Source organism: Caballeronia sp. DA-9 (assembly GCF_051615025.1).
Classification (GTDB): Bacteria; Pseudomonadota; Gammaproteobacteria; order Burkholderiales; family Burkholderiaceae; genus Caballeronia; species Caballeronia sordidicola.
The window spans coordinates 60,213-84,390 of the sequence record NZ_CP195132.1 but is presented as its reverse complement, the minus strand read 5'-3'; the positions used below and the strand labels follow the sequence as shown (position 1 = coordinate 84,390).

General features: G+C 58.1%; 21 protein-coding genes and 1 pseudogene. 15 read left to right on the top strand and 7 right to left on the bottom strand.

Annotation, left to right across the window (positions count from 1 at the left end; translation table 11 throughout):
• The first annotated feature begins 10 nt into the window (after nt 1–10).
• From ACRWA7_RS06655 to ACRWA7_RS06645, 3 genes are all read left to right on the top strand, one after another.
• A complete protein-coding gene (locus ACRWA7_RS06655) occupies nt 11–808 on the top strand; it encodes a peptidylprolyl isomerase (protein ID WP_438391984.1) in 798 nt (265 codons plus the stop codon).
• 99 nt (nt 809–907) lie between these two features.
• Nucleotides 908–2,146, top strand: a complete 1,239-nt coding sequence (locus ACRWA7_RS06650) for an MFS transporter (protein ID WP_438391983.1) — start codon at nt 908–910, stop codon at nt 2,144–2,146.
• A gap of 56 nt (nt 2,147–2,202) precedes the next feature.
• Nucleotides 2,203–2,619 (top strand): ribonucleotide reductase subunit alpha, encoded by a 417-nt coding sequence (locus ACRWA7_RS06645; RefSeq protein WP_438391982.1) that lies wholly within the window; start codon nt 2,203–2,205, stop codon nt 2,617–2,619.
• A 54-nt stretch (nt 2,620–2,673) separates the two neighbouring features.
• On the opposite strand, the gene ACRWA7_RS06640 is transcribed toward ACRWA7_RS06645, so the two are convergent.
• The 3 genes from ACRWA7_RS06640 to ACRWA7_RS06630 all read right to left on the bottom strand — a co-directional run bounded on the left by ACRWA7_RS06640 (nt 2,674) and on the right by ACRWA7_RS06630 (nt 6,003).
• Complete coding sequence (locus tag ACRWA7_RS06640) at nt 2,674–3,210, bottom strand: hypothetical protein (RefSeq protein WP_438391981.1); 537 nt, start codon at nt 3,208–3,210, stop codon at nt 2,674–2,676.
• Between the two features lie 471 nt (nt 3,211–3,681).
• Entirely contained in the window at nt 3,682–5,592 is a 1,911-nt protein-coding gene (locus ACRWA7_RS06635) for an EAL domain-containing protein (RefSeq protein ID WP_438391980.1), read from the bottom strand.
• Nucleotides 5,593–5,859: 267 nt separating this feature from the next.
• Complete coding sequence (locus ACRWA7_RS06630) at nt 5,860–6,003, bottom strand: hypothetical protein (RefSeq protein WP_438391979.1); 144 nt, start codon at nt 6,001–6,003, stop codon at nt 5,860–5,862.
• Between the two features lie 1,069 nt (nt 6,004–7,072).
• Between ACRWA7_RS06630 and ACRWA7_RS06625 the strand changes: the two genes are divergently transcribed.
• Entirely contained in the window at nt 7,073–7,594 is a 522-nt protein-coding gene (locus tag ACRWA7_RS06625) for a hypothetical protein (protein WP_438391978.1), read from the top strand.
• A 673-nt stretch (nt 7,595–8,267) separates the two neighbouring features.
• On the opposite strand, the gene ACRWA7_RS06620 is transcribed toward ACRWA7_RS06625, so the two are convergent.
• A complete protein-coding gene (locus ACRWA7_RS06620) occupies nt 8,268–9,782 on the bottom strand; it encodes an FAD-dependent oxidoreductase (RefSeq protein ID WP_438391977.1) in 1,515 nt (504 codons plus the stop codon).
• A gap of 46 nt (nt 9,783–9,828) precedes the next feature.
• Here ACRWA7_RS06620 and ACRWA7_RS06615 point away from each other — a divergent pair, with 46 nt between their 5' ends.
• Both ACRWA7_RS06615 and ACRWA7_RS06610 read left to right on the top strand, forming a co-directional pair.
• A complete protein-coding gene (locus ACRWA7_RS06615; protein ID WP_438391976.1) occupies nt 9,829–10,317 on the top strand; it encodes a MarR family winged helix-turn-helix transcriptional regulator in 489 nt (162 codons plus the stop codon).
• A 271-nt stretch (nt 10,318–10,588) separates the two neighbouring features.
• Nucleotides 10,589–10,978, top strand: a pseudogene (locus tag ACRWA7_RS06610) (dihydroxy-acid dehydratase domain-containing protein); the annotation flags it as partial.
• Between the two features lie 277 nt (nt 10,979–11,255).
• Here the strand turns inward: ACRWA7_RS06610 and ACRWA7_RS06605 are convergent.
• A complete protein-coding gene (locus ACRWA7_RS06605; RefSeq protein WP_438391975.1) occupies nt 11,256–11,855 on the bottom strand; it encodes an XRE family transcriptional regulator in 600 nt (199 codons plus the stop codon).
• Nucleotides 11,856–11,897: 42 nt separating this feature from the next.
• Here ACRWA7_RS06605 and ACRWA7_RS06600 point away from each other — a divergent pair, with 42 nt between their 5' ends.
• From ACRWA7_RS06600 to tnpC, 9 genes are all read left to right on the top strand, one after another.
• Nucleotides 11,898–12,593: a B3/B4 domain-containing protein gene (locus ACRWA7_RS06600; RefSeq protein WP_438391974.1), complete on the top strand. Its 696-nt coding sequence runs from the start codon at nt 11,898–11,900 to the stop codon at nt 12,591–12,593.
• Nucleotides 12,594–12,608: 15 nt separating this feature from the next.
• Entirely contained in the window at nt 12,609–13,229 is a 621-nt protein-coding gene (locus ACRWA7_RS06595; RefSeq protein WP_438391973.1) for a LysE family translocator, read from the top strand.
• Nucleotides 13,230–13,296: 67 nt separating this feature from the next.
• On the top strand, nt 13,297–13,932 hold the full coding sequence (locus ACRWA7_RS06590) for an FMN-binding negative transcriptional regulator (protein WP_438391972.1): 636 nt from the start codon (nt 13,297–13,299) through the stop codon (nt 13,930–13,932).
• Between the two features lie 1,182 nt (nt 13,933–15,114).
• Entirely contained in the window at nt 15,115–16,734 is a 1,620-nt protein-coding gene (gene mdlC, locus ACRWA7_RS06585) for a benzoylformate decarboxylase (RefSeq protein ID WP_438391971.1), read from the top strand.
• Nucleotides 16,735–16,872: 138 nt separating this feature from the next.
• Nucleotides 16,873–17,799 carry an AEC family transporter gene (locus ACRWA7_RS06580; protein ID WP_438391970.1) on the top strand — a complete coding sequence of 309 codons (927 nt, stop codon included), beginning with the start codon at nt 16,873–16,875 and terminating at the stop codon, nt 17,797–17,799.
• A gap of 774 nt (nt 17,800–18,573) precedes the next feature.
• Nucleotides 18,574–18,969 (top strand): hypothetical protein, encoded by a 396-nt coding sequence (locus tag ACRWA7_RS06575; RefSeq protein WP_438391969.1) that lies wholly within the window; start codon nt 18,574–18,576, stop codon nt 18,967–18,969.
• 218 nt (nt 18,970–19,187) lie between these two features.
• Nucleotides 19,188–19,544, top strand: coding sequence for an IS66 family insertion sequence element accessory protein TnpA (tnpA, locus tag ACRWA7_RS06570; RefSeq protein WP_438391968.1), 357 nt, complete (start codon nt 19,188–19,190; stop codon nt 19,542–19,544).
• Nucleotides 19,544–19,921, top strand: coding sequence for an IS66 family insertion sequence element accessory protein TnpB (gene tnpB / locus ACRWA7_RS06565; protein WP_438391967.1), 378 nt, complete (start codon nt 19,544–19,546; stop codon nt 19,919–19,921). Before tnpA ends, tnpB begins: the two co-directional genes overlap by 1 nt.
• Before the next feature lie 35 nt (nt 19,922–19,956).
• Nucleotides 19,957–21,540 carry an IS66 family transposase gene (tnpC, locus tag ACRWA7_RS06560; protein ID WP_438391966.1) on the top strand — a complete coding sequence of 528 codons (1,584 nt, stop codon included), beginning with the start codon at nt 19,957–19,959 and terminating at the stop codon, nt 21,538–21,540.
• A gap of 92 nt (nt 21,541–21,632) precedes the next feature.
• Here the strand turns inward: tnpC and ACRWA7_RS06555 are convergent, their stop codons facing one another.
• Nucleotides 21,633–22,700, bottom strand: a complete 1,068-nt coding sequence (locus ACRWA7_RS06555) for a porin (protein WP_438391965.1) — start codon at nt 22,698–22,700, stop codon at nt 21,633–21,635.
• A 113-nt stretch (nt 22,701–22,813) separates the two neighbouring features.
• Nucleotides 22,814–24,076, bottom strand: coding sequence for an MFS transporter (locus tag ACRWA7_RS06550; protein ID WP_438391964.1), 1,263 nt, complete (start codon nt 24,074–24,076; stop codon nt 22,814–22,816).
• Nucleotides 24,077–24,178: the final 102 nt, after the last annotated feature.

Here is a 24,178-nt window from a genome sequence, read left to right as displayed (position 1 = left end):
GGAACATCACATGTCTTCAAACACGATTGACGCATCGGCGGTATCAGACCTGGTCGAACTCAGTGTCAACGGCGTCCTGATCGATGCAGCTGCAATTGATACCGAATCTGCGTCCCACCTGAACGAATCCGATCCAGACAGGGCCGCGCGTCTGGCATTGGTGGTGCGTGAGTTGCTCACACAGCGAGCCGCGACGATGGGTTTGCTTGTGGCGCACGCCGAACTCGATGATCAGGTCACCGACCGCCTGCTGGAACTGGAATGTGCGACTCCCGTGCCATCTGATGAGGAATGTCAGCGCTACTACGCGGCAAATTCGCAGAAGTTTCGCAGTCCGGACCTGGTCTTTGTGCGCCACATCCTCTTTGCGCTGACAGACAAGGCCGCCATGACCCAGGTTCGCGCCCGCGCGGAAGAGGCGCATCGAGAACTCGTGCAGCACCCTGATCGGTTTGAGACGCTTGCCACGACCTTGTCAAACTGCCCGTCCGCTCAGGTCGGCGGAAATCTCGGTCAGTTGACCCGCGGCGAGAGCGTACCTGAATTCGAGAAGGCAATTTTCGACAGCAGGCAGATTGGCTTGCTGACGGGGCTTGTCAACACGCGGTATGGCTTTCATATCGTGTTCGTGGAGCGCCGGATCGAGGGGCTCGCGCTGCCGTTCGAAGCAGTACGGGAAACCATCGGACGTTATCTTCTTGAGCATGTCAGGCATAAGTCGATTCAGCAATATCTGACGCTGCTGGCGGCAAGCGCCGATCTGCGCGGCATCACTCTGGATGTACGCCCCGGCCTGCTATTGCAGTAGCGCTCCGGGCGTTGCCTCTGAAAGTTTCCTTCAACTCCGTGCCAATTGATCGCGCCCGAGTGCCAGCCGGCACTCTGGGCATCCTGATCTGGAGCAGCTATGGCCTCACGAAAAAGTCCGATGCTGGTGTTATGTGTCACCACGCTGGCCTTCATGGTCTGCTTCGTGGTCTGGATGATGTTCGGCGTAATCGGCATCCAGCTACGAACCGATCTCAACCTGAACAGCACCGAGTTCGGGCTGCTGACAGCAACACCGGTTCTGACTGGCGCGTTGTTGCGTTTGCCGCTCGGCATCTGGACCGACCGTTTCGGGGGTCGCCTGGTCATGACGGTATTGCTGGTTCTCTGTGCCATCCCGGTGTTCCTGATTTCCTTTGCGACGGCGTTCTGGCAGTTCGTTGCGATCGGACTGTTTCTCGGCGCCGTCGGCGCATCGTTTGCGGTGGGAACGCCCTACGTCGCCCGCTTCTTTCCCCCTGAAAAACGCGGCTTCGCGATGGGATTTTTCGGTGCTGGCACGGTCGGCGCTGCGGTGAATCTGTTCATCACGCCATCGCTGCAGGCAGCCTACGGCTGGAGAGCCGTCCCGAAGATCTACGCGTTGGCGCTGCTGGTCACCGCGGTTATTTTCTGGCTGGGGTCCGCACCCGATCCGGGCGCCGACAAGACGTCGGGCTCTTTGTACAAGCAGTTCCTCGTGTTGAAAGACCCGAAGGTCTGGAAGTACTGCCAGTACTACTCGATTTGTTTTGGTGGCTTCACTGCCTTGTCGCTATGGATTCCCCAGTACCTGAAGGGTGAGTTCGGTCTGTCAGTTGTTGCCGCTGCAGCATTGGCAGCAGGCTTCTCGCTTCCCGGGTCGGTATTACGGGCGCTCGGCGGCAGCCTCTCTGACCGGTTCGGCGCGCACAAGGTGACGTGGTGGGGATTGTGGGTAGCATGGGTATGCCTGTTCCTCTTGTCGTACCCGGATACGGCCTTTATCGTGAGCACGATCAATGGCCCGCGCAGCTTCCATATTCACCTGGGGCTGCCTGTGTTTATTGGATTGTTGTTTATCCTCGGTGCGGTTTTTGCGTTCGGCATGGCGTCCACCTTCAAATATGTCGCTGACGATTTTCCGGAGCAAATGGGTGTGGTCACCGGCATTGTTGGTTTGGCGGGTGGATTGGGCGGCTTTCTGCTACCGGTCCTCTTCGGCGTCATCCTCGACTGGTTCGGCCTGCGCTCGAGTTGCTTCATGTTGCTCTATGGAATTGTCTGGGTATCCCTTATCCTGCTCTACCAATCGGGCGTGCGGCGGACTCGCTTGGACGGACAAGTCAACCGCGGTTGAGCGGTTGACCACCGCGCGGCGCCCATACCGGCGTCCTGCCATAAGGAGGTACAAACATGAGTACGAGTATTTCGAGTTTTGAGGACCTGGTCACTGCCGCGCGGCAGCAAGCGCAGCCTCAGCGGTTGTTATTCGTTTTCACCCGAGTGGAGTTGCCCGAGGACTGCACGCCGGAGCAGCGAACCCGTTTTGAATCAGGTGTTGGCGGGGCCCTGACGCCGTTGGCATGCCTCGACAAAACGCCAGAGGAACTAGGCGGATTTGACGAATTGCTCGAGGAATCCCGGCAGGTCCTTCAGGACTGGACGATCGTCTTCGTAGCAGCGCTCTCGGGCAAAAACGGGCACGCACCCAGTTCCGAAAACGCGGAAGCGCCTTTGAACAAAATGGTGGAATCGATCAAAGCGGGAACCGTGGGCATGTTCGTTTCATTCGACGTCGATGGGCTGCCGGTCCTATTGAGTGCCTCTTGAGCAGCAGAGTTCCCGCTCAAGGCCTTCCTGTTTGGCCGAGTCGATAGGCGTGAATCAATCAGTGTGCGTCTGACGTTTCCGCATGTGCGAAGGTGTCGCTCCATTACCGACGGCGTCGCCGCAAAACTGTAGGTCGTAATAGGGCCACCCGGCCATTGCGGGTGCCGCGCGCTGCACATACGCGCGCACGGCCGCGAGATCTTTCGTGGTGTAGCCGGTAGGGGGTAGTGTTTTCAGCCACGCTCGGCCTGCTTTGACGTCGGTTCGCCCGGCGGCCGCAGCCTGAACCCGGCGAGGATGTCGTTCGCTTCGGCCATAAGGTCGTCGCTGAAGACGAGCGTGACCTGCGTGAACGCCGAGCGTTGTGGCGAGCTGCACATCGGACGCGGACTCGCCCCACAAGACGCGCTGGACGAATGCCACGCCACCATACCGGGCGAACACGCGCAGCGAGTAGCCAAGCGATGCGTTGTGCAAAATTTCGGAGCCGTAGGTGTCGGCTAGCGCCGTGAGGACCGCCAGTTCAACCTTGTCCGGTCGCCGGGGCACGGTCCGATGCCCACTTGCATGCACGGCGTCATCATCGGCCAAGTCGCCAATCAGACGCGCGCAGTCTCCGGATTAAATGGGGGCATGCTTGCCTGATGGAGATGCGGGCGGCGACTGGGTCATGAAAACGCTACTTCCCAAAGGATGTAAATGACGAATGCGTTATTTTACCTCGCAAATGCCATCCCGATGATACGAGCTAGAAGGATTGAATAGTGCACGCCAGCAATTGGCGCTAATGGGGTACCACGATTGTTCCAGTCTCCGGTTCGTCAAACCAGTCGTGGACCACTGGAATCGTGGTTAATGTGCCGAAGCAATCCGCATCAAGCGGCCCCTTTCCCAGCCAACCACTCGCTCTGACGACGTTATAGATAGTCATCCGAAATGGACGATCAATGATTTCGACATATGCAACAAGCTTACCGCCCCGCCCAGCAGATTCCACGACAGACAAGGCTTGCGCCTGACACTGAGTCCGGACGTATGACTGCAATCGACACCTTCGAATCGTCACCCAGTGAGCGCCCGGCAAACGGCTGCATCCGTGTACGAACCACGCTCAAATTCGCATTGCTTTTGCAGCAGAGCCTCGCACGTGGCGGCATCGACTGGCCGCGAAAACCAGTAGCCCTGCAGCTCGTCGCAGCCATAGCGCAGCAATTGGTCGCGCTGCTCGGTAGTCTCAACTCCCTCGGCGACGACCTGCAGATCGAGTTTATGAGCCATCGCGACGATCGCCTCGACGATGGCGTGGCTACTCGATTTCAAACCGAGTTCGCTGACGAACGAGCGATCCAGCTTGATGCGACGCACGGGGAATCGGCGCAGATAGGCAAGGTTCGAGTAGCCGGTGCCGAAGTCGTCGATCGCAATGCTGATGCCAAGTGCCGCAAAGCTAGCCAGGATGCGCATGCTTTCTTCCGGATCCTTCATCGACAGGCTCTCAGTGATTTCTAGTTCCAACTGCTCGGGGGCAAGCCCGTGCTCGGCGAGCACCTGCGCAACCACCGATTCCAGCGCGGGATTGCGGAACTGGCGCGCCGAGACGTTGATACCCACCCGCAGAGCCGGCAATCCGCTATGCTGCCACGCTGCAGCCTGGGCGCAAGCAGTGCGCAGCACCCATTCGCCAATCGGCTCGATCAGCCCCGACTCTTCGGCGAGCGGGATGAATTGCATCGGAGGCACCAATCCGCGTACCGGATGCTGCCAGCGCACCAGCGCCTCTACGCCGACGATACGCCCGCTGGCGATCTCGATCTGCGGCTGGTAGTGCAACAGGAACTCGCCGCGTTGCAGTGCAAGCCTCAACTGGGTCTCGACCTCCAGTCGTTCGCCGGCGTGCGAGCTCAAGTCGGGTGTGTAGCGCCGCACCCGGTTTCCACCGTCTTCTTTAGCACCGTACATCGCGGCGTCGGCATGCTTAAGCAACGTGGTCGCGTTCCCGCCGTCCTGGGGATAGACGCTGTAGCCCACGCTGCACGTGACGGACACTTCGCGATTGGCGACGAGCACCGGCTTGGCCACGACTCGGGACAGGCGGTTGGTCAAGTTTGCGAGCATCTCCGCAGACATGGGATTGGGCAGCAACAAGACGAACTCGTCGCCCCCGAGGCGGGCGACCGTCTCGCCCGCGCGCATCAAGCGGCCGATCCGCCGCGTCACGACACGGAGCAGTTCGTCGCCGGCCGCGTGGCCGAGGCTGTCGTTGACGAGCTTGAATCGATCGAGATCCAGGAACAGCAGCGTGAGAGACTGATCGCTGCGTCGCGCGAGCTCAATCGCTTGTTCAATCCGGTCCATCAACAGCGCCCGGTTGGGCAGACCGGTGAGGGTGTCGTGCATCGCCTGATGGCGCAGCTCCTGTTCGAAGCGTTGGCGCTCTTTCACTTCTAGGTCAAGCCGTGCGACAGTGGCTTGCAGCCGAACTGCTGCCTCCGCTGCCTGCGCGTGAGCAGCCTGCAGCGCCAGTTCGGCCGCCTTTTGCACAGTGACCTCGTAGTTGAGGCCCACCAGCCCGACGATCCGGCCGGCGTCGTCGCGCACCGCTACCTTTGTCGTGATCAGCCAAGCTTCCTTTTTAAGCAGCAGGTATCTGGCACGCTCTTCCTGATTCAGGAGCGAGCGCCCGTGCTTTAAGATTTCCTGTTCCTGTCGGTTGTACTCGCTCGCCAGTTCGAGTGGATAGAAGTCGAAATCGGTCTTTCCGAGCAGATCGGCGGGGTGGGACACACCCATGCCCCGAGCCACTGCCCAGTTGGCGAAGATGAACCGGCCCTGCACATCCTTCGCGTAGATGCGATGCGGTACGTTATCGGCAAGCGTACGCAGCAGTGTGTGTTCGAAGGGGTTAGAGGACATGTCCGTCGTATCGCCAACCAACGGTTTGGCGCTGGGAAATTGCTGAGAAGGCGTAGTCATCTAGACCCCACATGCCACGCTCAAATCGACGATTGACCACGACGCTAGGTAGATTGCACGCCGGGCTGACGACGAATAAGCGATCCTCGTACGACGCCCCGAAGCCGGCTTGTTGAAATGTGCGCGCGAGAGACGCTCCTAGTGCCTTTAACGGCAGATTACCGGCCTCCCCGATAGGGAAAGACCCTAATCGAGACATGACCGAGATGTCAAATTGAAGTACTTGAACGACGGCGTCGCTGATGATGGAATTCATGTCTCTCTCAATCACATGACCGGAGGCAGGGTCGAGCCGACATCCGAATGCTGCACCGAAACGGCCCGCGAGTGGCTGTTCATGGTCGACTTTTGCCCCTTGCCGGTCTCCGCCGCCCACGCATGCGTTTGCATCCGTCGCCCAGCAATGTTCAATCGCGCTCTCCTTTAACGACGCGCTTTACGAATCAAATGCGATACTTCGAGATCAGTCGCGATCTTCCAGACATGGGTGCGAGCATATCGAGTGCCAAACCGGAGTTCAATCGCCGCGCGAAGCCGCTGGTTGGCCCAGCTGTCAGCTTCGATTCCTTGTGCTTTCGGGGAATCGCGTAACGCAGCGGTTATCCAAGATCTTAATGTTGCCGTCGACACCACCAAACCATTGGTGCCGTGCCAACTTCTCGATCGGAAAGACACGAGCCATACCAACGGTGATTGCGCACTGAACGGAGGTCACCGCCGTGACTACGGTGACGGTGCCGGTTGCGAGGCCCGTTGAGATGACAACGACTCCCATGACAGCACTGCCCCGGTTCCAAAAAACGCGGCTGTCAAGCCTTCAATGACATGGGCACCCCATATCTTCTAGCCTCGATAGCGACGCAGGAATCAGGGATGCTTTCAACCAGGCATGGAATTGCACTCGCGTTACGTCTGCCCGATAAAGCTGAGGCTTTTCTCGCGACCTGCGGCAGTGAACACAAACCCCATGCCCGCGAGTTCATCCGGCTCGCAGTCGACTTGGTAAGAGTCATTTCGGAAACCGCACTATCAGCCGCAGCCGAACGCGGTGCACGCCTTCGATCCGAAGGTTACCGTTTCGCTTTCCCGACCCCCGCACTCGGACTGGGCGTGCATTCCGGAAAGGGAACCACGTAGGCAAAGTGTTCAGTCAATCGCTGCTGATGGACGGGGTGCGGCTTGACGATCGTGTCGCCGGACGATTCTGCCTGCTTGCGCCGTCCGACGTTATACATCGGCTCGACCCGAGCATACTGCGACGGCTTTCATTGTTGAACGTAGTACTTGTCCCGGACCTCGATGAACCGCTCACTCAATAGCTCAAGCGGGAGGAAATCGTTGCCCTCGTTCTGCGCCCCAACCGTTACGTGTTCGATGTCTGCCATTGCGCGTTGGAGATCGCTGCTACGGCCGACGCACTCGAACACTGGTTCGGCAAGAGCCAACACCTACTTTTATCTCATTCCGAACAGGTATTTTCATGAAACTGGCATCGTTAAAAGATGGCACGCAAGACGGACAATTGGTGATCGTCGACAGCACACTGACGCTTGCGCTTCCCCTACCGGAAGTCACAACGACCATGCAGCAATTGTTGGACAGCTGGGACATGCTGGCGGCAGAACTGACGCAGCGATACGAGAAACTGGAATACGGAGACACAGCGGGAACACAACGGTTCTCGCTCGAAGTCGCGATGAGGCCTTTGCCCAGGGCCTATCAATGGTGCGACGGGCTCGCCTACCTTTCCCATGCTGAGCTGGTACGCAAGGCTTGCAAAGCCGAAATGCGCGCATTCCTCTATCACAATCCGCTGATGTATCAGCGGGGACAGATATCTGCCTCGGGCTTCTCGACGACATCGAGGTTGCAGAAAAGACGTGGGGCGTCGATCTGGAAGCGGAGGTCGCCGTCACTACTGGCGATATACCGACGGGCGTACCCCGCGAGGCTGCGCAAGGCGCCATCCGGCTCCTCACGATATCACGATCTGGTTCCGTGAAGAGGCGCGTCCCAACGGCACCCTCCCGAGACCCATATCCGTGTCAGGCTGCAGAAATTTCCCGATTTCTCGATAGAAACCGCTTTGTTTATCAGTCAGGTTTGCCATCTACCGACAGCCACGCCGAAGGCTCTATGAATGCGTTGCCTCTTCATGAAGTCCCCCATCAGTGTTCCCGACTTAGGCCGCATTTCCAAATGCAACATTTCACTGCCCCCATCACGTCCTGACACAGGTGCTCCAACCGAGTGTCCACGGTAAGACGAATCGCTTTGGGAGACGCATGACGTTGGGCTCCCTGGACCTGGCGCAAACTCAATCTTGTGATCGACTTACATCACGAACCTCCTGCCTGCGACGGCGAGCGGATTCCGCAAGCTTTTTTGAACCATCCGAACACTCAAATGTTCGTTCCAACGCACAAGACGGCGGCTCGCTGAGGTGCTGTCAATATGCAACGCTACCACTGCATTTTTGGGGACACCATTGCAGGCGAGAGCGCTAAATAGCTGAAGCAAATCAGCAATACAAAACGAGTACAAGCTATGATGGTCGCGCCGTCTCACTGTCCCATCATTGTCCTGTCAGATTCGAAGAACATTACGGCACTCGTTCCCGCCATGAGGACGAAGGCGCCCATGGTTAGGGGGTGGCCCATGCGCGCAAGGAAGTGTTAGGCATTGCTTCGACCCTCCCCGACCAGGCCAACGGCACACAGATAACGCTCTAGCGCTTCGATATCGTCGGACGCGACAATGGCTCCCACATAGCCATCTGGGCGCACCAGCGCCCAATCTCCGGACGCCAGTGCGTACGCTTCGTGGAAGTGGCCGCCATCATCAAGGAGATCGCCGTGCGCACCGACGGTATGGATGTGCAGTCCTGGCCGCGGTGGCACGAGATGACGCTGAACCTCGTAGCCCAACAGCGTCCAGTGCGGCCCCTTGAAGAGCTCGAACAGGCGCGTCGGCTGGCCCGCGGCGCCAATGATCGGCGCGTCCGGCGCTCGGTCGCCTGCGAACAGGACGTTGGCGCGTTCAGGCTTCTCGAACGCGAGCGGCGATTCGGGGTATCCGATGTCGAGTTGATGGACCTCGCGCCCGCGCCGCATCTCGCCCCGCTTCGCAGCATCGAGCAGCTTCGTCGCAAGACCGAGCATGTCCGCCGCAACCGGTCGCCGTTCCTGCTCGTAGCTATCGAGCATCGTCCCGGATGCACCCTCAACAACCGCGGCAAGCTTCCAACCGAGGTTGTAGGCGTCCTGGATACTGGTATTGAGGCCTTGGCCACCCGTCGGCGGATGAACATGTGCAGCGTCGCCGACTAGCAGCACGCGCCCGATGCGATAGCGATCGGCCAACCGCGCGTTCATGCTAAACGCTGACGCCCACGAGACCGAGTGAATGTGAATGTTGTCACGACCGGTGCGCCCGGCCACCATAGCGGTGAGTCCCTCAGCGGAGAGGTCAACGTCGCCTTCCAGTGGAATCGGCGCTTGTAACTGAAACAGATCGGTTCCGGCGAGCGGGCACAGCGACATCTGTGCATCCATCGACCCCTCGTTGAAACGGTGCCAGGCCTCGCGCCCCAGCCCGCTCAGGACAACATCGGCCACCACCGCGCGCACGCCCAGCGTCTTGCCGGGAAAGCCGATGCCCAGCGCGTGGCGCACGAGGCTGCGGCCACCGTCGGCGCCGACCAGATAGCGCACACGAACAACCTCCCCGCCCGCCGGGCTCGCGAGCCGAGCCGTCACGCCGCCCTCATCCTGCTCGAAGCCGACCAACTCGTACCCGAACACTGGCCGATGCCCGAGTTCGACCAGGCGCTCGCGCATCACGCCCTCGGTCAGGAACTGCGGCACCAGCAGCGGGAGGTGATAGGGCTCCGCGGGCGTCGGGGCTTCATTCACCATGACGAGCGACTCGGCGTAGCTGCCGTCGGCGCAATATTCCCGCTGGGGTGGATACAGGCCGCCGGCCGCGACGACACGGTCAAGGATGCCCAGATCCTCGAAGACTTCCTGCGTTCGTGGCTGGATGCCCTTGCCGCGGGAACCGCGGAAAGGGCCTTCCATCTTCTCGACAAGGCGGAACGAAACTCCCCGCCGCGCCAGGTCGATCGCGAGCGTAAGGCCGGCCGCGCCGGCCCCGCAGATCAGTACGTCGCAGGAAAAGTGCTGTGTCATTGACGGCTCCAATATGTGTAATATGCACGTAACTGGAGTGAATACTATGTCATCAAAGAAAAATGTGCAAGATACACATATATCGGCGGAACTGCGGGCGTTGCACGGTGCGCTGCTTAGCATCGTCAGTGTCATGAACCGTCCGCAGCGCGACGAGGCGATGGTGCGGGAAGCCGGTATATCGCTCGACCGCGCCTTATTTCCGCTGCTGGTGGGCATCGAGCGGCTCGGGCCGATCGGGGTGGTGGATCTTGCCGACCGTGTCGGACGCGACTACACGACCGTCAGCCGGCAGGTTGCGAAGCTGGAAAGCCTGGGCCTGGTCCAGCGCCAGGAAGGCGCCAAAGACCGTCGCGTGCGGGAAGCGATCGTGACGCCGAAAGGCAAGACCATGACCGATGCCGTGGATGTCGCACGGGAACGCCTCGGGCGGGTAATATTCGCGAGGTGGGAGGAACAGGATTTCGAGGAGTTGGTGCGGCTGTTGCAGAAGTTTGCGGCAGACATCGAGGGTGAAGCCGCCGGCAATCGCTAAGCGCCTTGTGAAGAGTCCCACGGTCCTGTTGTAATCCGAGTCAGTTGGCGTTGGCGCACAATCAGGTTTTGGTTAAACAGAAAAATTTTTGTTGTTTGAAGATATTCAAAGCAGCTTTTTTACTGTCCGGCCTTTTCCATAATGACCCAGCACGTTCTCCCAATAATGCGTGTGCGCAGTACTGTTTTGCGCAGATGCCGTCTCCTTTTCACTCATGATTACGCCGGATTTCTCCATGTCCAAACCAGAAGATTAGCTCGCCGCACCGGTCACCGGAGCCCGTAAAGGTCTCGCCAATTATGGTGACGGCCGTTTCTCCCTGTCCTTGCGCGAAGCCTTTTAACAAAGGGGCGGGCTACACCGACGAAGCAGTGGATCGCCCAGTAATCGGCATCTCCAACAACGGCGATGCCTACAGCCCGTGCCACGGCGACGCGCCGCAATTGATTGACGCGGTCGAGCACGACGTGATGCTGCTGGCAGCTTGCCGATGAATTACCCGACCATTTCCATCCATGAGAGTTTTTAGCAGCCGACCAGCATGTACCTGCGCAAGCTGATATCGATGGATACCGCGGAGATGATCCGCCCTCAGCTGATGGATACGGTCGTGCTGATCGGCGGCCGCGACAAGACCGAGCCGGCGCAGTTTCGTCAAGCTATTCAGGTTTAGAGGTATGAAAGATGCATCGGATGCCGAGGCCATCACCGTTGCGGCCCGATAGCCAACGATGCGTTTTTGCCTTCGCACCAGTCGAGCAGCAAGCGGTCCCGGCGGCTTAGCATACCTTAGCCCCACCCGCCCGATGCTGAGGGTCGCGCCTTCCGTTTGTTGAATTCGATAGCGTTGAAGTTATTTGCAACATCTCCTCAATGTCTCCTTCCGCCTTACCCTTCAAGCCTCCTAGCACCAAAGATCGGACCACTGTCTATGTTAATCAATGTAACTCAGCAACGGTCATCGTAAAGATCAACTTCGCGTTGCCTGTGTTCGCATACTGATGTGGCACGTCTGTCTTGGCTATTGCTGAACACCCCGAAGAGATCAGCCATTCGGTGTCTGCAACGACAAGTTGGAGCTCTCCTTTTTCGACATGAAGCAGCTCAAAGGTTCCTGAGGGATGACCTGCTGATTCAAAATGCTCGCCTGGTTGCATTTCCCAGCGCCACAACTCGATCATGTTCGGCCCGCTCGTGCCTGCAAGCAGTCTCGCTGAGCCGCCCATCGGTCCAGTCCATAAGGTCGGAATGTCTTTTTTCGCAACAAGGTGTACTGAAGGCGAACTGGCGACGTTCACAATGTCCGCGACCGACACTCCAAGCGCTGCCGATATTTTGCAGAGGATCGCGATACTTGGATTAGCCGTGCCCTTCTCAATTTCGACTAGCATCCCTTTGCTGACACCTGAACGAAGAGACAGCGCATCCAGGGTTAGCTTTTGCTTTTTTCGGAACTCTCTCAGCCGCGTTGCGACAGCTTCGGTAACAGCCTCGGTGCCGGAGCCGGACAAAGTCGATATATTGACTTTCTTGGTCATTGGTCGTTATCATGGTCTGAATTAGTCACTCGCGCATCTTCCATGGTCTTTGTCCTTCCGTCAATCGCGCCCGATGTCGCTGCGCTCGCTCCAGGCTTTCGTGCGCTGAGCATCAGCGTTCTTGGCTCGCCGATCATCGATCTGAATATTGCTCGCGAATCGCTGAATGAAGCGTGTAAAAGCCTGACCGCGGGCGGTCCGGTTTGGGGAGATGCCCACCTTAGCGCGTGGGACGACCTCTTCAGGAAGTTCGGCGCAAAACCCCAGCGAACGCCATGTTCGGCCGGGGCATTGCGCAAACGGGTCTTAAAGACGGGTACCTTGCCAAGCATCGATCCGATCGTCGACCTGTACAACGCGATCAGCCTAAAGTACGCCCTTCCCGTTGGCGGCGAAAGTTTCGAGGCTTACGCCGGAATGCCTAGATTGGTCATCGCAGATGGAACCGAAGACTTCGACACTTTAAAAGACGGAACGCCCGTAACCGAGTCACCCGAGCCCGGCGAGGTGGTGTGGCGTGATGACGTTGGCGTGACCTGCCGGCGGTGGAACTGGCGGCAAGGACTGAGGACAAGATTGGACGCAAACGCCACGCAGATGTGGTTTGTCTTGGAAAGCTTACCTGAGATGCCCCTGACTGCGCTCCGTGCGGCCGGTGAGGAGCTGATACAAGAGCTTGGCGTCATGATGCCCGACGCAGTCATTGAGTCTAGACAGATTGGCATCCATATCCCGTAGAGAAAATGAACTGAAATGCTTCCATCCGTTACCTTTCTTATTGCAGCCACATTACTCGCTGTCATTCCCGGTCCGGGAATCGCCTATGTCGTCGCACGTACCGTTGCCGGCGGAAAGACCGAAGGCATTGCGTCAACGCTGGGCGCTTCAGTCGGCGGAATGTTTCATGTTTTCGCTGCAGCGCTCGGCCTATCAGTCATCGTCGCCGAATCGGCACTGGCTTACGGCACCGTAAAATATATCGGTGCGGCCTATCTGATTTATCTTGGTATCCGCATGCTTGTATCGGACGCCTCTGCGCCTGATCAAATAGTCCTATCTAGCCGCGGAAGCTGGAAAGTGTTTCGGGACGGGATTGTCGTCGAAGCACTGAATGTTAAAACGGCGATGTTCTTTCTCGCGTTCATCCCGCACTTCGTTTCGGCAGAACGTGCGCTTGCACCCCAGTTCATCGTGCTTGGCGCGACGTGTGTCCTGCTCAATAGTACCGTTGACCTGATCGCAATTGCGATCGCACATCGTATTGTCGGGTCCAGCGCTGGCAAAGCCACCAAGCAGCGTTTAATGGGCCGGCTGTCAGGCGCAACAATGCTCACACTTGGACTTCTCGTCGCCATCACGACCCGCGAAGGCTAGTTTTTAGGCTGATCCGCCGTCACCGCCGGCGCCAAGTGCACCCCTGCACCCGCTCCCTGAGATCGATATGTACATACCTTCCCAATTCGCTGTCGCTGAACCCAACGTCTTGCACGAGTTGATCTCGCACCATCCCTTCGGTGCCCTTATCACGCACGGCAAAGGTGGGCTCGACGCTAATCACATCCCGTTCGAATTGGTCGTTGATCAAGGCGGATTTGGCGTACTCCAGGCGCACGTAGCGCGCGCCAATCCGGTCTGGCAAGAAGTTGCAGACGACGATAAAGTCCTAGTCGTGTTCAGCGCGGGCAATGCGTATATCTCTCCAAGCTGGTATCCGAGCAAACATGCACACCACAAACAGGTGCCAACGTGGAACTACGTCGTGGTTCATGCCCATGGTCGGATCCGCATTCGCGACGATAAAAAATTCGTGCGTAGCGTGATCGCGAAGCTCACGCGAACGAATGAGGCGCAAGAGGAAAAACCGTGGAAGATGGGGGACGCGCCTCCCGATTACATCGAAGACCTGGTGGGTGCCATTGTTGGCATTGAAATTGAGATCGCGCGGCTAGTGGGCAAGCGAAAGCTGAGCCAAAACAAGGAAGCACGCGACATCCAAGGTGCGGGTGACGCGCTCATTGCGCGCAACCAACCTAAGATTGGAGATGCAATGCTTGCCTGTGCCGCGAAGAATGCCTAGCGGAGCATTCCAATCATGCACATCGATTGTCGGTTGATCTTCGGCCTGCGTGCTAGCAACCAGCCGCCCTCTGCGGGCAACAACGTTCGACGTTCGAACCTAGACTGGAGAGAGCGAATACCTGGCCTAACAACCACCGGCATGAAGGCAAACGCCTTGCGCGAGAGCTGATGCGCAGCACGGTTCGGACATCGCCACCCGCGGTCCATGACAAGACCGAACTGGACGCGAACATCGCTGATCCCCAAGCGTCGCGAACATGTGGTGAGGATCTCCCTGGTTTCGGTCGTCCAGTACCATGCCGAACCTTAGATAGCGCAAACTCGTCCGATCCGATCGCGACACGACCTGATAGCCGTTATTTCGGCCCTGAAGCTTCATCGAGATGAGTCGATGCTTTTTCAAAGTATCCATTCGTTCCCGATCGCGTCATCCCAACGCTCCTTCCCATGAGTTCCGCAATCTCCTCGAGGGGCATTTGAACGGGCCCTTCCTCCTGAGACTCTGCGGCGGCTATTACAGACAGCACCTTATAGACGCGCCGTGGAGGCATTGGCGAACACGCTGATCGGTAGAGGTCGCCCCCATTTATCACATCCGCCGTCGGCTTGCTCCGGCCTCCCTCAAGAATGGCGTATGGGATCGGCATCAGCCGGCTCAGCAACCGCAGGCTCGCCCGACGGTGCCAATCACTCATACCAAAATTGGCTTTGGCGCTGCTACCGACTGATCGAACGATCGAACGTTTGGGACTATGCCCGGTTGCGCGACAGTCAGTGCAAAAATTGGCCTTGTGACACGGTTGAACCGGCATCTAAGGGGTTGGAACTCACACAGGTGTCCGTGACAATTCGCCCGTGACGAACATCGGCCGATTACGGTGAACCGGCAGGCTAGCGAGGGCGCAGTTTGCTGAGCATCCGCAGTCGGCGAAGGCGACGGCATGGCAAAGACACGTGGGAACCGATGAGCAGGAGACGGCCATTTTTTCGAGCTCATCGATAGCCAGTCGAGTCAGATGGGCGTTTATTGATTTAAGTCATGGTCAACGACTGCTGTAAATCACAACATCAGACCGGCTCGGTTCCGCATCGGGCAAATTGCAACATGAGCAAGACGGAAACTGCACACGACTCGCATTTTGGCGAAATCCATTACTGACATCTTGGAGGTGCTCTGCAAATGTCTCACACTCTTACTGTTCGGGAAGCAACTCTCGAAGTACTTCGGAGGTTCAGAGTAGATCGCGTATTCGGCAATCCTGGATCGACTGAACTCGCCTTTTTGCAAGATTGGCCTGCTGACATCGATTACGTTCTCGGACTCCAGGAAGCCAGCGTTGTGGGCATGGCAGACGGATATGCCCAAGCAACTGGCCGGCCCGCCTTCGTCAATCTGCATTCGGCCGTGGGTGTCGGACACGCGCTTGGTAATCTCTTTACGGCGTTTCGCAATACGAGCCCGATCGTCGTCACCGCGGGGCAGCAAGCGCGGAGTATTCTTCCGCTTCGCCCCTACCTCTTCTCGGACGAGGCTATCTTGTTTCCCCGACCCTATGTCAAGTGGAGCGTCGAGCCAGCCCGCGCAGAGGATGTGCCAGCCGCGATTGTTCGGGCTTTTCTTACAGCCATGCAGCATCCACGTGGTCCGACCTTCGTGTCGGTGCCATCGGACGATTGGGAGCGCTCAACCGTGATGCCCGCCATTCGTCGCGTTGCGACTGAATTCGCACCGGATGCAGCGGCAATAGCCAGCCTCGCGGTGGCGATTGGCAAGGCGGCACGCCCTGCCTTCGTGGTGGGGGCAGAGATCGATCGCAGTAATTCGGTCGAGAAAATGGTCATCCTTGCAGAGCGGGCGAAGGCGTCCGTATGGGCAAGCCCAATGTCGAGTCGATGCAGTTTTCCCGAGGGACACCCACTTTTCGCCGGTTTTCTGGAAGCTTCTCCTATCAGGTTGGCTGACTCGCTTCGCAGTGCCGATCTCATTGTTGTCTTTGGCGCCCCGGTCTTTACCTTCCATATCGAAGGGCATTGCGACGTTTTGACGAACGGCACGCCAATCTGGCAGATCACAAGCGATCCAATAGAGGCCGCATCATCGCCGGTGGGCGAAAGCATCATAGGGACCATGCCGCAATCGCTCGTCGCACTCATCTCAGCGCTTCCTGAAACGCTTGTTCGGCATCAACCCTCCCCGCGCCCGACCCCGCCAGTTCCGGTCCCCGCGACGCCGATTCCGCCGAGTTTTGCGCTCAGCAGGCTCTCGGCGCTGCTCCCTGCGAATGCCATCGTCGTCGAGGAAGCCCCGTCCCATCGCCCCGCTATTCAGACCTATCTGCCTTCTCCCGGCGCCGATAGCTTCTACACAATGGCAAGCGGCGGTCTCGGTTATAGCCTCCCAGCCTCGATCGGCGTCGCCTTGGCGAGACCTGGACGGCATATCGTGTGTCTGATCGGAGATGGTTCTTCGATGTACTCCTTCCAGGCGATCTGGACGGCAGTGCAACGCAATCTCCCCATTACCTTCGTGATCCTGAACAACGCCGGCTATGGAGCCATGCGCTCCTTCAGCCGCATCCTGAAAGCGGATCATGCTCCCGGAATCGACTTGCCCGGCATCGATTTTGTTTCCCTTGCGCATGGATTCGGTTGCGCAGCTGAGCGCGTCACACTGCCCATAGATATCGACCGCGCACTGACTACGGCGTTCGCAAAACCCGGTCCCGCTCTGGTGGATATCTCGGTAGACCAGGCTGTCACATCGCTCTTCAATGACGACAAGCCGACATCCGCGACTTGATGATGAAGGGCACCACTGCGGGCGACACAATCCGTTCGCCGTCCCGTGGTCGCACATCGTCCGCAGAAAAAACGTTCAGAGAAACGTTCTTTGCGCCAACTATATTCCCTGTGCCGCCGTCACTGCGAAAGCTCTCTGATGATCACAACTATTCTCGCCGCATTGCTTCCAGTTCTCGTGACCCTCGGCTTGGGATATTTCTCGGCATCCGTCAATGATTTTTCATGGGCCGATGCCGGCATTCTGACGAAACTCGTCATGACCTATGCTCTGCCCCTGAACCTCTTCGTCGGCATGATTCAAACGTCCAAATCAACCGTGCTCGACATGGGCCCGGTCGCGCTGGTTCTCACAATCGCGCTCGTAGTGAGCTTCTTCGTGCCGTTGTTGGTCATCCACTACGTTTTCCGGCGATCGCTGGCAAATGCAACACTTCAGGCACTGGCGATCGGGGCTCCCGCAATTCCGTTCATCGGCAGCTCTGTTCTACCACCACTTTTCGGCAATATGAGCGCCTCACTTATCACAGCGTCCGGCTTTACCCAAAACTTGATTCAGATGCCACTGACCTATGTGCTTATGGCAATTGCGGAAGGTTCGCACGAACCCGGTCTGTTCTGGAAACAACTCGGGTCAGCCATCAAGCAGCCGATCGTCTGGGCTCCGGTTTTGGCGCTGTTGTTTGTCTTCTCCGGGCTGGGGCTACCTGCGTCAGTCACCAAGTCACTGAACCTTCTCGGCCAAGCAACAGGCGGGCTCTCGCTATTCGCCGCTGGCATCGTAATATTTTCGCGCCATATCAAGCTCTCCTGGATGGCGATCGCAACCGTCTTCACCCGCAACATCATCGTTCCGATCGCCTTGCTGCTGATACTGAGCGGAGTCGGCATGAGCGCCGGAAACATCCGCCAAGCCGTATTGACCATGGCAATCCCCACAGGTCCGATCGTTATCATTCTCGCCATGAAGTTCAAGACCGGCGAGCAGGAAATGGCGAGTAGCATGGCGCTCAGCGTCCTCTTTTCGGTCGTTACCATGGGAGCGTTAATATGGTACACAGCCTGATGACGAGTTCCGCGTAGATCTGGCCCAGTATGAGCGAGTCCCAATTGGTAATGAACAAAAGCAATGACAAACGACAAGATCCCGGTCGACGCCAGCGCGTACCGGCATGATGCTATCGTTCAGTGATACGGATGCTTGATGTCCTGCGTCTATTGAATATCCGCATTGTGAGATCGGCATGAGTCACAGTTGGCTTCAAACCTGCATAAGTTCACGCTCCCGCCAGCTCAACATGTTGGTCCAACAGGGGCTACGAGCGCGCCAAACCCCCGCTCGGGAACCTATCGCCTCATCGCCCGAGCACGCGAGCTTGAGTCGACATCTTCGGAAAAAAATTGTCTGGTCGACATTGGCGGCGCCAATGCACTGAAGGCTGTGAGACGCATCAAGTGGCCGCTGGTGCTAGGACTGTTTATCATGCGATTTGCGTGCGCTAAGTCTCCAGGCCATACATTCCGATCACCGACCAGACTCGGCCCCTACCTCGGTCCGACCGACCGCGCCTATCTGGCCTTCTGCGCGGAAGCCGTCCGCGTGTCGGTTTATGCTTCATTGCATGACCTGTCATGAGCGCATGGATCTTCACCGATCAACCCGCTCAGAACCGATCCTGACCATGTGCGGGCGGCGGGTTCCCATGCACGAGCCTAGTGTCACGGGCGGCACTGCGACACTGGCAATGTCGTTGTTAGACCAGGGCATCGCGATTGTCGTACTGTCCACGACCAGCTTCGGCTGCTCAACGAGCGACGCTTTGATTCAGAAGCACTCCCTATGCTCTTCAGCACGGCCAACGCCATCGTGGATGCATCCGTACGCGATTGGCAGGAAGGCCGCTCGCATGAGAACAGACCGTCAAGTCCGACGTCTTTCAAATATAGTCCACCTGATGTCGATTCCGATCTCGAGCTTGCGCATCCCGGCGATTTTCCCATTCAATTCGAACGCGCGCTTGACAAGATTCGCCGCCTCGGTTTTCTGCTCAGCCGATTCGCCACGAACGTTCCATATCACAATGTGCTTTATCACTATTTCGCCTTTGATTGCGCGCCCCTGGGTTTCAACGCGATCGCTAAAAATGACGAACCTGGCGAATCGATGCAGATACGTGCCTGTGTTCGTCGGAATGGCAAATACGACTGTGATTGCGAGGTGCGTCACAACCTTTGACCCAATTCGTTGCAATTCAGCGCCTCTATACGCCGGCCCCAGGAGCGATGCGCTAGAAGCGTGTCGACACACCAATGCGTGCGAGCGTCTGCGAGCGGTTGCTCGCTGCGGAGTCAGGTTGGTTCAGCGCATTGATCGTAAGCGCTAGTTTAAGCACACGTTGAAGTTGAAGTTTTCGAGTTGAACAATGACGGCTCCGTTAATGAAGGAGTCGGGCAATGACGAATGGATACGATGAGCGCAGGCAGGTGTGGGCCAAGCGATTTGAGGACCAGAAGAACTCTGGTCTGAGCGTGCTGGCATGGTGCAAAGCCGAAGGGGTGAATCAGTCTGGTTTTTACAGGAGCCGCCGTCGCATGCTCGAAGTGAGCGGGTCGCAGGCCGAGCCGACCTTGGTTGCCGTGCCGATGAATCCGAGCATTGATCGCGAGATGCGGTTGGACGATGAGACTTTCACTGATACATCTGGTGCACGGCACGCGCCGCTGGAAATCCAAACGCCCGCCGGCTTTGTGCTTCGGTTGAGCTCGCGCACGCATCTCGACTGGTTGCCGCGTCTTCTGGCGGTGTTGTGATGTGGGATAGCCCGCTAGGCAAGGTCTATCTGGCGCCGGGCGCCACTGACATGCGCCGCTCGATTAACGGCCTGTCGCTGATGGTGGCCGAGACGCTCGGGCTCGATCCGGTGAGTCCTCACTGGTTTGTCTTTTGCAGTCGCGGCGGCGACAAACTTAAAATTCTTCACTGGCAGACGAACGGTTTTTGGCTTCATTATCGTCGCCTTGAGGAAGGTCGATTTCGCTGGCCGCGCGACGCTGGAGATACGGCGGCACTGGAAATCACGGCGCGTGAGCTGCGCTGGCTACTCGATGGGCTGAACTGGCAGACGACGATTGCGCATCGGCGATGCCGGCGCGTGAGGTTCGCTGAAGTGAATTATAAAAATACGTAAACCCACGAGGCGGCACACTTGGATATCGTACGGCAATGGAAGCCAACGATCTCAACCACTTAACGCCTGAAGTTCAGGCCTATATCCGCGCACTCGAAGCGCAGAACCGCCAACTGGCAGAACGTATTGAGGTTCTTGAGGAGCTCTTCCGTCTGGCGCAACTCAAGCGTTTCGCGCCCAGCAGCGAGAAGCTCAAGGACCGCGTGTTCGACGAAGCCGAACAACTCGCGCTGAGTGAATCCGACTACGACGATGTCCTGACGCTGCCCGACACGGGCTTGCCGCAAACGCCGGCGCCCGTAGGCAAGAAGCCCGGTCGCCGGCCACTTCCCGCGCACCTGCGACGCAAACGTATCGAATATGACTTGGGCGAACACGAGAAGGTCTGCCCGTGCTGCCAGGGTGCGTTGCACAAGATCGGCGAAGAGCTAAGCGAGCAGATGGACCTGATCGCCGCGAAGGTCCGGGTGCTGCAGCACGCACGCTTCAAATATGGTTGCCGCCACTGCCAGCGCCACGCTGAGAGCACGACCATCGTGACTGCCAAGATGCCGGCCCAGCCGCTGCCGGGCAGCAACGCGAGTGCGAACGTGATTGCGACAGTCATGACGGGTAAATTCGTCGACGGCACCCCGCTGTACCGAATGGAGGACGTGCTGGCGCGCTCGGGCATCGACGTGGGGCGTGGCACGATGGGAAGCTGGGTCATCAAACCCACCGAACTCCATCTGACACGGCTGTACGATGCGATGCGCGTCATCCTGTTATCACAGCCGCTGATTCACGGCGACGAGACCACGGTGCAGGTGCTCAAGGAACCAGGCAAGAGCGCGCAAAGCAAGTCGTACATGTGGACTTATCGAAGCGCTCAGGACTGCGAGCAGCCGGTGGTGCTGTTTGAATACCAGCCGGGGCGCGAGCAGGCGCATCCCCAACTGTTTCTCGCCGGCTACCAAGGCATGCTGATGAGCGATGGATACAGCGCGTGGCGCACGGTGAAGGGCGTGACGCATTATGGTTGTGTCGCTCATGCAAGACGTAAATTCGACGAAGCATTCAAGGCACAGAAGAAGCCCGACGGGCGTGCGAAACAAGGACTCGAATTCTTTAAGGCGCTCTATGAAGTCGAGCGGCTCGCGCGGGGCGATTTGCCCGAAGGCGAGACGCGCATCGACTACACGTACCGGCTACGTCAAGAGCACAGCGTGCCGTTGCTTGAAGCATTCAAGAAATGGCTGGACGAGCAGGCCGACCAAGTCTTGCCCCAGAGCCTGATTGGCAAGGCCATCAGCTACACGCGTAACCAGTGGGTCTACATGTCACGCTACGTTGAAGACGCTCGTGCCCCGATAGACAATAACGTCATGGAAAGAGAAGTTCGACCGTTTGCGACCAGCAGAAAATCGTGGTTGTTCAATGATACGGTGGCCGGGGCGAAAGCCAGTGCAACGATCTACAGCTTGATGCTCACCTGTCGGGCGTGCAACGTTGAGCCGTTCGAGTACTTGTGCGAAGTGCTCACCGAGTTGCCGCAGCGTGCGGCCGGTGCCGACGTGAGCGACTTGCTGCCATTCAACATCGGCGAGCGGCTCGCTCGACGCAAACCAACCGCCGACTAACGCTTCCGATGCGTCGGCCCCACGCCGACGCTCACCCCCATCCTTCGCTTTGGACATCGCCGACCTCGGTCGTCGCGGTGCGGCCGTCTTCGTCATGTCAACGTGTGCGTAATTGAGCGGTTACCATTGATCCAGGCCTGCGTCACCGCCCCATCGCCACTCGCCCGCTGATAGATGAGCTCCACGTAGAGGAACGTACGCTTTGACAGGTGAAACTGGAGTGCACCACTGACCTGATGCGCACGATTGTTGTCCAGCGCCTCGTTGCCCTGCATGAATGTGTAGTCAAGACCGGCCGACCACGGCCCCGCGATGTCCCATTGGGCCCCGGTCTTGTACACGTTGATCCTGGCGCCGTTCGCCGTGTTCCTCGTGTTCGTGTACAGCAGCATCGCGAGCACGTTGCCGAACTGGTAGTGGGCGCCGAGTCCGAAGCTGCGGATGCCGGCGTTGCCGTTGTCGAGTTGCGGATACTTCTCTTCGATATAGGCTGCCCCCAAGGCGAGCGCTCCATTGGCATAGTTCAGGCCGAAGCTCATTGTCGAGTCTGCCGAGATGCTGCCTGCCACGCCGCCGAATCCATACAGCGCGCCGAACTGCAGCCCGGAGATTTCCGGGCTACGGTACTTGACCGAATTCGACACCCGGGTCGCCCCACCCATCCGATCGAAATCGAACGAGCCACTTGGATTGTTCGGGACGCCAAGCGCTGCAAACGGCCCCTGCCGGAAATCATAGATGCCGCCCGCCAGGAACGCCCCGTCAAACAGGCCGAGGGTCAGCGATTCGAACATGAAGTCATACTGGTTGCCCACCGTCACGGTGCCGAAGTGGTCGTTCGAGAAGCCAACGAGTGCAGTCCGGTTGAATATTTGGGCCGCCCCGGGAATCGCCGCGCCGCTTCCGAGGTCGAACTGCGACGTCAGCTCGAACAGCGCCCTGTCGCCGCCACCGAGGTCTTCAGTGCCCTTGAACGTTAGCAGGTTCGGTGCAAAAATGCCGCTGTCGAACAGCATCGTGGCGCCACCGTGCTGGTTGTTCACATAGGTCACGCCCGCATCGATCATCCCCGAGAGCGTTACGCTGCTTTGCGCCAACGCAGCGGTTGATGCCGACAAGACGATGGTGCCAACCAACAGCGAAATTTGCGTGTGTTTCATTTTGTTTGTCCCCGACGCGCGACAGCCGCAGCCGCCTGAGTCCATAGCACATAGACTCAGGCAGGGATTTCGCGACTGCGGCTTTATCATTCCGTTTTTTTAAGATGAGTGTGTTATTCACCGACGTCGGAACCAAGTCGTGCGCTCGCCAACCCGAGCGTACGACTTGGCGCGGTTTCCTTCAGAGATATCGCCACCATCAATCCAACGACCAGCGCCCCCAGGGCAAAGTACATGGCGTGGTCGATGCCGTAGTGCTTGGCAACATAGCCCGCCAACGCCGGTGCGATCCCACCGCCGAAGATTTCTCCGACGCCGATCACGAGACCGGAGGCCGTCGTCATCAGCGCCGCCGGTACTGACTCCGCACTGATCGGCCCGACGGTCAGGGTGATCAGTGCAAAGATGAAGAAGAGCGTCATGAAGAGCCAGGCGAACAGCTTCGGCGCATTGGCATCGCATTGTGTTAATAGCGCGAGGAACACGAAGGCGCCGAGCACCGACAGAATCATCACGGGCTTTCGGCCAAGACGGTCTGAAATGGACGGCATGATGAGTGCGCCGGATGCCCCGCCAAAGCCAATGGCCGAGAGCACGAACCCCATCTGTTCCAGGCTCAGATGCAGGGATTCGGTGAAGTAGCTCGGAAGAAATGCCGGCAGGATAACGAGGTTAGTGACCCAGCAAAACATGCCGACGATGTTCAGCGGAATGTTCCGGTATCGGAACACATCGGACCATTTGTGCTGCGACGCGTCGTGCGTCTCCGTATGCTTTGCGGCGGACTTTACATCGCTGTCGCGCAGGCACCGATACAGCAGAAACGCGACAATGAATCCCGGCAGGGAGGCGAGCGCGAAGATCCAGTGCCATGGCACGATTTTCAGCAATTGCGTGACAAGAATGGGAGAGAGGCCAAGACCGAGTAGCGGCATCATGGTCTGCTGAAGGCCGACATTGAATCCATGCCGGGACGGCTTCGATGCGTCGATCGTGGCGATGATGCTGACCGGCGTATAGGCGCCCTCGGACAATCCCATCAACACGCGGATCAGAATCAGGGAGCCGAGGCCCGAAGCAAAGCCGCTGGCGCCACACAGCAGGGAGAACACCAGCATCGCCGGAATGATCACCTTACGGTGACCGATGCGATCCGATAGATTGCCCATGAAGATCGATGACAAACCCCAAGCCACCGCCAGCGCACCTGCGATGTAGCCGAGGTCCTGGTAATCGAAATGGCGCTCGCTCATCATGATGGGAAAGAGCGGCATGATCATGAACCGATCGATTCCGACCAGACCGAAACCAATTGATAAAAGTGATACAGCCTTCCATTCATAGGTCCTATCCCAGACCTCATTGCGCTGCTTCATGGCTTGTCTCCTGAATATATCTGCTGTGCTGGATTAATTTCTCTTGCTAGATTTAATGATTAGTATTCCTTACTAATTTTCATGTTCCTGAACGTCAGTACT